This window comes from Micromonospora chaiyaphumensis (assembly GCF_900091435.1).
GTDB lineage: Bacteria > Actinomycetota > Actinomycetes > Mycobacteriales > Micromonosporaceae > Micromonospora > Micromonospora chaiyaphumensis.
Window position 1 is genome coordinate 1,229,462 of the sequence record NZ_FMCS01000001.1, and the last position, 9,200, is coordinate 1,238,661.

At 74.0% G+C, this 9,200-nt stretch carries 10 protein-coding genes and 1 pseudogene; 5 read left to right on the forward strand and 6 right to left on the reverse strand.

The window, feature by feature from the left end; translation table 11 throughout:
- Positions 1 to 133 precede the first annotated feature (133 nt).
- Both GA0070214_RS05695 and GA0070214_RS05700 read right to left on the reverse strand, forming a co-directional pair.
- Positions 134 to 817 (reverse strand): cellulose binding domain-containing protein, encoded by a 684-nt coding sequence (locus GA0070214_RS05695; protein ID WP_091259703.1) that lies wholly within the window; start codon positions 815 to 817, stop codon positions 134 to 136.
- A gap of 39 nt (positions 818 to 856) precedes the next feature.
- Positions 857 to 1,528 (reverse strand): cellulose binding domain-containing protein, encoded by a 672-nt coding sequence (locus GA0070214_RS05700; RefSeq protein ID WP_091259704.1) that lies wholly within the window; start codon positions 1,526 to 1,528, stop codon positions 857 to 859.
- Between the two features lie 338 nt (positions 1,529 to 1,866).
- Here GA0070214_RS05700 and GA0070214_RS05705 point away from each other — a divergent pair, with 338 nt between their 5' ends.
- Complete coding sequence (locus GA0070214_RS05705; protein WP_167364197.1) at positions 1,867 to 3,327, forward strand: APC family permease; 1,461 nt, start codon at positions 1,867 to 1,869, stop codon at positions 3,325 to 3,327.
- A gap of 50 nt (positions 3,328 to 3,377) precedes the next feature.
- On the opposite strand, the gene GA0070214_RS05710 is transcribed toward GA0070214_RS05705, so the two are convergent.
- Positions 3,378 to 4,475, reverse strand: coding sequence for a hypothetical protein (locus tag GA0070214_RS05710; protein ID WP_091259708.1), 1,098 nt, complete (start codon positions 4,473 to 4,475; stop codon positions 3,378 to 3,380).
- 245 nt (positions 4,476 to 4,720) lie between these two features.
- Here GA0070214_RS05710 and GA0070214_RS05715 point away from each other — a divergent pair, with 245 nt between their 5' ends.
- The gene (locus GA0070214_RS05715) at positions 4,721 to 5,905 is read left to right on the forward strand and encodes a histidine decarboxylase (RefSeq protein WP_167364198.1); all 1,185 of its coding nucleotides are present in this window, start codon (positions 4,721 to 4,723) and stop codon (positions 5,903 to 5,905) included.
- Between the two features lie 42 nt (positions 5,906 to 5,947).
- On the opposite strand, the gene GA0070214_RS05720 is transcribed toward GA0070214_RS05715, so the two are convergent.
- The gene (locus GA0070214_RS05720; RefSeq protein WP_091259936.1) at positions 5,948 to 6,337 is read right to left on the reverse strand and encodes a hypothetical protein; all 390 of its coding nucleotides are present in this window, start codon (positions 6,335 to 6,337) and stop codon (positions 5,948 to 5,950) included.
- A 40-nt stretch (positions 6,338 to 6,377) separates the two neighbouring features.
- A complete protein-coding gene (locus GA0070214_RS05725; protein WP_091259712.1) occupies positions 6,378 to 7,040 on the reverse strand; it encodes a hypothetical protein in 663 nt (220 codons plus the stop codon).
- A gap of 13 nt (positions 7,041 to 7,053) precedes the next feature.
- Here GA0070214_RS05725 and GA0070214_RS05730 point away from each other — a divergent pair, with 13 nt between their 5' ends.
- Positions 7,054 to 7,233, forward strand: a complete 180-nt coding sequence (locus tag GA0070214_RS05730; RefSeq protein ID WP_091259714.1) for a hypothetical protein — start codon at positions 7,054 to 7,056, stop codon at positions 7,231 to 7,233.
- An 11-nt stretch (positions 7,234 to 7,244) separates the two neighbouring features.
- Here GA0070214_RS05730 and GA0070214_RS05735 read toward each other — a convergent pair whose 3' ends face one another.
- Positions 7,245 to 7,613 carry an ArsC/Spx/MgsR family protein gene (locus GA0070214_RS05735; protein WP_208602639.1) on the reverse strand — a complete coding sequence of 123 codons (369 nt, stop codon included), beginning with the start codon at positions 7,611 to 7,613 and terminating at the stop codon, positions 7,245 to 7,247.
- A 78-nt stretch (positions 7,614 to 7,691) separates the two neighbouring features.
- Here GA0070214_RS05735 and GA0070214_RS05740 point away from each other — a divergent pair, with 78 nt between their 5' ends.
- Both GA0070214_RS05740 and GA0070214_RS05745 read left to right on the forward strand, forming a co-directional pair.
- A complete protein-coding gene (locus GA0070214_RS05740) occupies positions 7,692 to 8,417 on the forward strand; it encodes an alpha/beta hydrolase (RefSeq protein WP_091259718.1) in 726 nt (241 codons plus the stop codon).
- A gap of 561 nt (positions 8,418 to 8,978) precedes the next feature.
- Positions 8,979 to 9,200 (forward strand): annotated as a pseudogene (locus tag GA0070214_RS05745) (C39 family peptidase); the annotation flags it as partial.

Below are 9,200 nucleotides of genomic sequence, written 5' to 3' on the forward strand. Positions count from 1 at the left end.
CTTTCTCTGGTCGCTGATTCGCCCGCACGCTAGCCCTCGCCGAAACATTCTGCAATACCTTGCAAACCAAGTCGCAACAAAGCAGCCGTCTTGCGAAACCCGGCAGAACGCGAGGGGTTACCTGGGTCGAGGATCAGAGGCCGGAGCAGGCGGCGCCGTCGACCGTGCAGCTCGACGGCCGGGTCGTGCCCGTCTGCTCGAAGTGGAACTGCAACGCCACCGACGCGCCGGGCGCCAGGTCGACTCCACTGCGGTAGGTGAGGACGCCGTCGGTGAAGCCGCCCCGGCCCTGCTCGGCGCCGCTCACCCAGACGGCCACGAGGCGGCCCCGGGGGAAGGCCAGCCGCACCGTCCAGCCCCGCGCCGCGCCAGTGGCGTTGACCAGCCGCACCTCGCCGACGAAGCCGCCGTCGAAGCTGCTCACCACGCCGTAGCGGCCGGTGACCGGGGGCGGCGCGGCGGGTGGCGGAGCCGCCGGCCGGCTACCGGAACCGCTCGCGCTGGCCGACGGGCGTGGTGCCGGCCGGGCGGGGAGCACGGTGGACCGGGGGGACAAACCGGGAACCACCGGCCCGCTGGCCGGCGCGGGCGGCCGCGTGGTCGCGCCCGGCGCGGTGGGCGTGGCGACCGGCACCTGGGGCAGCGAGATCGTCGGGGCCGGGGGCGGGGCCTCGGCGAACGTCCGGCGCCCGCGTACCGAGCCCAGCGCCACGACGAGCAGCACCACCATGACGATCACGCCGATCGAGACGACGATCCAGGGCGAGGAGGTGATGGCGGCGCCGGGTGACGGGCGTGCGCGTCGCGTGCCGGGCATGGCCCTCCCCTGTCGGTCCCGTCAGGCGAGCGTAACGCCTCAGCCGATGACGCAGTCCGCGCCGTTGACCGTGCACCGGCCCGGTCGGTCGCCGGTGCCGGTACGGCCGAACTGCAGTCGCACCGTGGCGCTCTGCCCGGCGGGCAGGGGCCCGGTGCCGCGCAGCACGAACACCCCGCTGCCCTGGGTGCTCACCGACAACCCGGAGGTGGACGAGGCCTGGATGCTCTTCACGTTGCCGGTGAAGAACAGCTCGACCGCCCAGCTCTGGCCGCTCCCGGAGCCGTTGACCACGGTCAGTCGCGCCTCGAAGCCGTCCCGGTCGCTCGCCGTGGCCTCGTAGCGGGCGGTGACCGCACCCGCCGCGGCCGCTCGGATCGAGGCGCTGGGCCGCGGCGTGGCCGACCGGGACGCGCCGGCCGTGGGCGAGGCGGTCGCGCTCGGCGAAGGCGTCACCGACACGGTGGGCGCCGCGGTCGCCCCGTCGGTCGGGGACGCCGAGGTGGTCGGCTCCACCCCGAGCGTCGGCAGGTACATGGGCGGCGCGGGCGCCGGCACGGCCGCGCGCTCCTGGCCGCGCAGAGAGAACAGGACGACCATCAGCAGGCTGACGATCAGGCCGACGCCGATCACCAGCACGATCCACGGCACCGAGGTGAGCACCCGCGGCGCCGCCGGTGCGCCGGACGGCCGGACCGGCCCGCCGCTCATCAGATGCCCCTCCCGTGGTCGCCGATCGCCAGCGTAGCCAGGGTGCGCCGGGGCGCGCAGCGCGCGCGGAAGCGTTCCGACCGTCCGGGCACCCGCGACGCGCGGAACGGGTGATCATGACTGGCGGATCGGGCTCCACCGGACAGCTCGCCGCCACGGCCCGCACGCGACACGTCGCAGCGCGTCGTCGGCTACGCTGTCCGGGCTCGGCGACGGGAACTCCGAACGGCGCAGATTCGGGCATGGTCGCGCACATCCGCCCGCACTGTCCATCATGGAGCACTGCTCGGCGGGCACCCCGCCCCGACAACCCCGCCTTCCCCCCTCGGAGCGACTCCATGCAGATTGCCAGCGCGCCAACCGGGCTCATCCGCAAGTCCCTCGGCACCGGCGCCCTGTTGGTGTTCAGCGCGACCGCCTCCTCCCCGATGGCCGTGCTCGCCGGCGCGATCGTCGCCACGTACGCCTCGACCGGCGTCACCGGCACGCCGCTCGGCTTCCTCGTGATCGCCGCCGCCCTGCTCTTCTTCTCCGTCGGCTACCTGGCCATGGCCCGCTACGTCTCCAGCGCGGGCGTCTTCTACGCGGCCGTGGCCGCCGGCTTCGGCCGGTTCTGGGGCGTGGTCGCCGCGCCCGTCGTGCTGCTCGGCTACAACGCCATCCAGATCTGCCTCTACGGGCTGCTCGGCGCCGTGGTCGCCGACAGCCTCGGCGGCGCCTGGTGGGCCTGGGCCCTGCTCGCCTGGGCCGGGGTCGCCCTGATCGGCGTGCTCAAGGCACGGATCAGCGTGGGCCTGCTCGGCGCGGTGCTGGCCGTCGAGGTCGTGGTGATCCTGCTCTTCGTGCTCACCTCGTTCACCCACCCGGCCGGCGGGTCGGTGAGCTTCGCACCCCTCGACCCCGGCAACCTGCTGGTCCCCGGCATCGGTGGGGTGGTCGCCTTCTGCGCGGCCTCGTTCGTGGGCTACGAGTCGGCGGCCGTCTACTCCGAGGAGTCCCGGTCGCCGCGGGCGGTGTCCCGGGCGGCCTACTCGGCACTGTTCCTGCTGGCCGTGCTCTACGCGCTCGCCGCCTGGGCCATGGCCGTGGCGGTGGGGCCGGACCAGGTCGTCGACCGGTCCCGTGATCCGGGCGGCGGGCTGCCGTTCTCGATCCTGGAGGCGCACGTCAGCCCGGTGCTCGGCGGCGTCGCCACCATCCTCGTGGTGACCAGCGTGTTCGCCGCGATGGTGAGCTTCCACCACTCGATCGCCCGGTACGCCTTCAGCCTCGGCCGTGAGCGGGTGCTGCCGGCGGTGTTCGAGCGGGTCGGCCGGGGCGGCGCGCCGGTCGCCGGGTCGGTGCTCCAGTCGGCGATCGCCCTGCCGGCCGTCCTGGTCTTCGCGCTGACCGGCGCCGACCCGGTCGCCATCCTGTTCAGTTGGCTCTCCGGCGTCGCGGCCATCGCGCTGCTGTTCATGATGGCGGTCACCTCGGTAGCCACCATCGCCTTCTTCCGCCGGGGCGGTGGCGGCCGCGAGAGCGCGTGGCAGCGCACGGTCGCGCCGTCCATCGGGGCGGTGCTGGTCGGCGCGGCCCTGCTCACCACGCTGGTGAACCTCTCCGCCGTCCTGGGGACGCCCGCCGACTCCACCACGAAGTGGCTGGTCCCCGGCGCGGTGGCGGCCGCCGCGGCGGTGGGGCTGGTCTGGGCGGCGGTCATCCGGACCACCCGCCCCGAGGTGCTGGAGAACGTCGGGCAGGGCCAACCGCGCCCGCTCGCGGTGATCGAGCAGGACCTGGTCGGGCGTTCCCTGTAGGACACCCGGACGCGCGACGGCCCGCCCCGCGGGGCGGGCCGCGCGCAAGGTCAGCGGCGGCGCCGGCCGACCATCGACCCGAGAACCGCGGCCTTGCGCTCCTGACCGGCCAGCACCAGCCGGTTGAGGTGCTGCAACCACCGCCACGCCGGGTGCAGCTGCTGCTCCGGGGTGAGCGGAAGCCAACTGCGCACCTCGACACCCCCGCCGCTGAAGTGCGGGCAGGTGGAGTTGACCACAACCTGCTCGTGGGCCCGCGCCGGACGCTCGACCACCAGCAGGTTGTCGTCGGACATGACCACCAGGTTCCGGCCGGGAATGCCCATCCCGCCGACGCCGGGCGGTTCGGCGCCGACCTCGTCAGCGCCGCCGAGCAGGCTGGACACCGAGACACCGACGTAGCGCGCGCCGGCGGGCATCGGCTCGCCGGCCTGGGTCATCTGGGCCACCGGGTCGAAGACCCCGCCGCCGGCCAGGTAGCCCTCGGCGATCTCGCACAACTCGGCGAGCAGCGCCGGCAGGTCCTGCACCTCGCTGCCGTCGCGGAACAGCCGCGAGGCCGCCTTGATCTCGTAGTAGGGCCGGCGCGGGTCGGCGAACCCGGGATCCAGGCTGGCGTAGAGGAAGACCAGCGCGTGCGGCCCGACCGGCCTGGTCCGCCGCAGGTCCCAGTAGTGCGAGGCGTGCAGGGCGTTCGCGTACTGCACCCGGTGCACCACCGCCTGCCGTATCTGGTGCTGGACCGCCGGGTTCGAGAAGCCGTCGCCGCTCGCCTCTCGCGCGTAGCCCGGCGACCAGGCCGCCGGAGCGGGTCCGGCGTACCCCGGACTGTCCGTCGGGCGGTGGCCGGCGCCGGGCGGGCCGTAGCCGCCGATCGTCGCTTTCGACGGCTGGCCGGCTCCGGGGGTGAAGCGGCCGGCGTCCGGGGCGCTGTAGCCGTGCGGCGGCGGGGCCGGCGGACCGTAGGCCGGCATGCCCTGGCCGGGCGGCGCCGAGGTCGCCGCGCCACCGAAGAGCCGGCGGCTGCCCCAGCGGGCGGGCGGCCCGACCGGCGGTGCCGGCGGGTACGCCGGGCGGTCGGTCACGCCGCCGTTCCAGCTGTCCTCGTGGGAGGGACGCGGCAGCGGTGACCGGTGATCCTGCGACACTGGCAGCTCCTGGCTAGCGGGAATTCACCCGGCCGATGATTTCACTGAGTGCACGGGTTATCAACTGTCCGCAAGCATTTCCGCCCGCCGCTCACTGATCGGTCGCTCAGTCAGCGAATCCCTCCACAGTGGTGTACGTGGTCGATTATGGACAATTGATGGCCGGATTGGTAACGCTTGCCTGCTCTCCGTGACTCATGGTCCACTCTGTGCGCTGTCCACCGGGACGACGAGGGAGCGCCGTGTTGTCAGCCGACCCAGGCCGTGACGGTTCCGTCACGCGTCCCGAGGAGCTCCTCGCCGAACTCGCCGCGGTCCGCTCGGCCGCGGCCGCCGGCCGGCAGACGCACGTCGGCTTCCCGGTCGCCACCGACATCGACTACAGCCCGCTGGCGCCCCTGTTCGGCTCGCTGCTGAACAACATCGGCGACCCGTGGACCGACCCGGCCGGCGCCAACCACACCAAGCGGTACGAGCGGGAAGTGCTGGACTGGTTCGCCGACCTGTTCCAGGCGCCGGCCGACGACCGCTGGGGCTATGTCACCTCCGGCGGCACCGAGGGCAACCTCTACGGCCTCTACCTGGCCCGGGCCCGCCTGCCCCGGGCGCTGGTCTACCACTCCGCCGAGGCGCACTACTCGGTGCCCAAGTGCGTCGACATCCTCGGCCTGGACTCGGTGGTGGTCCGCACCGACGAGCGCGGCGAGATGGACTACGACGACCTGGCCCGGATGGTCGACCGGCACCGGGACCGGCCGGCCGTCGTGGTGGCCACCTGCGGCACCACGATGACCGAGGCCGCCGACGACGCGCCGCGGATCCGGCAGCTGCTCGCCCGCACGCCCGTCCGCCACCACCTGCACGTCGACGGGGCGCTGGCCGGGGTCCCCCTCGCGCTGGCCGACGGGCGGGCCACGCTGCGGCTGGACGCCAGCGTCGACAGCATCTCCATCTCCGGCTACAAGTTCCTCGGCACGCCGGTGCCGTGCGGGGTGGTGCTGACCCGCCGCACCCTCCAGCAGCAGCTCGCCCGCACCGCCAACTACACCGGCACGGTGGACACCACGATGAGCGGCTCGCGCAGCGGCCACCCGGCGCTGCTGCTCTGGTACGCGATCCGCAGCCTGGGCCACGACGGCCTGCGGGAGCGCGCCGAGCGGGCCCGCGAGCTGGCCGCGTACGCGGTGCAGCGGCTCAACGAGGTGGGCTGGCCGGCCTGGCGGCACGAGCACGCCTTCACCGTGGTCTTCCCGACCCCGCCCCCGGCCGTGACGGCGAAGTGGGTGCTGGCCAGCAGCGCCGGTCGCAGCCACCTCATCTGCATGCCCGGCGTCACGAGGGAGGCCGTCGACGACTTCGTGGCCGACGTGGCGGCCGGTGGCGCGCGCCTCGACGCGCTGCCCCGCCGCCGTCGGGAGCTGGTCCGCTGAACCGGGCGGCAAGGCTCGTCGCCGGCGCGCCTGGCGGCACCCTCAGGCAGTGCGGATGACGGTGCAGATGGCCGGGCCGTCGTCGGTGGCCCGCAGCAGGTAGCGGTAGCGCTCGCCGGGCACCGCCCGGCCCTGGCTGTCCAGGAACTCCCACCGCACCGCCACCTCGGTCAGCAGCGCGGAGACCTGCTGCACGTCCTCGATGAGCGCGTGGGCCGCGACCAGTTCCCGCTCCTGGTAGTCGGGGGCCGCGCCGACGAAGCTGAGCGCCACGGCAGCCGGCGAGGTGAACGAGAAGCTGTACGTGTCGGCGACCACCAGCCCCGGCAGCGCGTAGCAGCCGGCGATGGCGGGCACGTCGGCGGTGGTCAGCGCCACGCCGTACCGGTCGAAGAAGTCGGCGAGTGTGTCGAGGTCCGTGGAAGCCGTCACGCCGCTCTCCATTGCCGCACGGCGGGCGCGGCAAACCTGGTCAGCGGGGCGGGATGCGCACCTCGATCTCCGCGCCGAGCTGGGCGCCACCCGTGAGGTCGAGGTCGTCGCCGCTCCAGAACCGCCCCGGGTCGTACCAGTTGGGCCGCCGGCCGGCGGGCAGCAGCCCCATCGCCTCGTAGGTCACGGCCACCACCTCCGCGCAGTACGCGGTCTCCAGCGCCCGGTCCCGGACCGGCACCCCGCCGGCGTCGGCCATGGAGGGTCGGCCGCGGCGCAGGTTCGGCACCCGGCCGCGGGCCCAGCGCCAGGCGAGCTGGGCCGTGGACGGGAACGGCGTGCCGTCGAGGCGGGCCACGGTGCGCAGCACCCCCTCCTCCATGGTGGTGCCGGCCGGCGGGTCGAGCTGGCGCAGCCAGGCCCGCTGGCCGTACCGGTTCGCCCACACGCAGACCGCGTCCCGCAGGTCGTGCAGCTGCACGCCGCGCTGGTGGGTGCCCGTCCACATGTCCCGCAGCGAGCGGCCCAGCTCGGCGTGCCACATCAGCGGCGGCATGTCGTCCAGCACCACGGCCATGCCCACGTGGTTGACTGGGCTGTTGGTAGTGAGCTGGATGGCGCGGTCCGGCACGCTGCGCCCGCGGAACACCCACAGGTCACCGGTGCGGGTCAGCTCGACCGCCTCGTCCAGGCTGATGCTCATGGAGGATCACCCTATGCCGAAGCGGCAACGGATGCGGTGGTGGAAGTTGCTCGGCCTGGCCGGCCTCGCGGGAGTCGCGGCGACCGGCGTCGTCGTGGCGCGGGCGGAGCGGCGGCGCCGGGCGTACACCCCGGAGGAGATCCGGGACCGGCTGCGCGAGCGGCACGCGAAGGCCAGCCACCGGTCCTTCTGACCCACCCGGGCTCACCGGCCGCTGCGGCGCACCGCCTCGTCCAGGGCCTCCGGGGTCCGGGCGACCAGCGCGCTGCCGTCGTCCAGCAGCAGGATCGGGCGCTGGATCAGCTCGGGGTGCGCGACCAGCGCGGCGATCCAGCGCGGCTCCGTGGCATCGTCGCGGGGCCAGTCCGCCATCCCCAGCGCGGCGGCGGCCGGCTCGCCGGTGCGGCAGATCTCCCAGGCTCGGGCGTCCAGCCGGCGCAGCACCTCGGTCACCTCGTCCGCGCTCGGCGGCTCGGTGAGGTACGCCCGCAGCCGGTACGGCACCCGCGCCTCGTCCAGTGACGCGCGGGCGGCGGCGCACTTCGAGCAGGACGGGTTGTTCCAGATCTCCATGCCCGACATGGTGGCACGCCCACTGTGGAGACCCCGACGGGGCAACGGAAGCGGGCCACCTCACTTACGATGAGCCACATGGAAAACAGTTTCTGGGAGACACAGTTTGTTCTCGACCCGAAGCCCGCCCCCGTCGAGCGACACGGCGACGTGGACCTCTACCTGCCGGCCGGCGACGGCCCGCGACCCGCGGTCGTCCTGGTGCACGGCGGCCCGCTGCCACCCGGTGCGCCCGACCCCCGCGAATGGCTGCTCTACCAGGGCTACGGCGCGCTCCTCGCCGAGGAGGGCGTGCTCGCCGCGATGCCCCGACTCCCCCTGCACACCCCCGGCGACCTGCCGGCGGCCGCCGCGCACCTCGCCGGCACCGCGGGCCTGCTCCGCGCCGACCCCCGCGTCGACCCGGACCGGCTGGCGCTCTGGTTCTTCTCCGGCAGCGGTCTGCTGCTGGCCGACTGGTTGCGCGACCCGCCTCCGTGGCTACGCGGGCTCGCCGCGACGTACCCGCTACTCGCGCCCCTGCCCGGCTGGCCGGTCGACCGGCGGTTCCACCCACTCGACGCACTCGACCAGGCCGGGGATCCGCCGCCACTCGTGCTGACCCTGGCCGGCCGCGAACGCCCCGAGATCGCCGCCATCAGCGAGGCGTTCACGGCCGCAGCAGCCCGTCGCGGGAGGCCGGTGCGCATCGTGGCCGTACCGGACGGCCGGCACGGCTTCGATGCGCTGGACCACACCGAGGAGTCCCGCGCCGCCGTCCGCACCGCCCGCGACGCCCTCCTCACCCTCCTCACCGCCCCCTGACGCCCGGCCGCACCACGCAGGTCTCCGCGCACTTTCATGGCGTTCCACCCACCGGATCTTGGACAGTTTCCGTTCGCTGCGAACACCAACTGTCCAAGATCTCGGTGAGTCGACTCGGGTGGTTGTCCGCTTCGCCGGGCGGGGCGTGGATCAGCGCGCCTGCGCGGTGTGGGGTGGATGTCCGGTTCTCGGTGGGTGGTTGCGGTCCGGGTGCCCGGTTTCGGGCGGTGTCGTCGGGTGGTCGGGGCCACCGTCGGGGCGGAATCGCGGCGCGGGTGGGGGCGTTGTACATGGCAGACCGCGCAGCATCCCGCCCCACCCCCGGGTGAGGCAGCCGCGGTGGGAATGACCGGCCCCCGCCGGTCGTTTACATCTCCCCGGGACATCGGTTCAGGCGTGGGAATCACTGCCCGCCGCCGACGGTTACATCCCCGGGCCGCCCCAGCAGGTCACCCCCCGATCGCCGGGCACCCCACCTGACTTTCCCCGTTTCAGCGGCACCTTCGCACCCCCCCTGTTGCGTGTGCCGCCAACCCCCGAACGGAAGGCGTTGATTTCATCATGCGTACCAACACCATGCTGCGGAACACCGTTCTGACCGCCGCCGGCTTCGCCGCCACCGCTGGTGGGATCGCCGCCCCGGCCATCGCCGCCCACGCGGCCCCGGCCGAGAAGACCCAGGTCGTCGCCGACCGTAAGGGCCACGGCGAGCGGGAACTCGACGTCCGCTACGAGGCCCAGCCCAACTTCTACTACTGCGGTCCCGCCGCCACCCGCAACGCC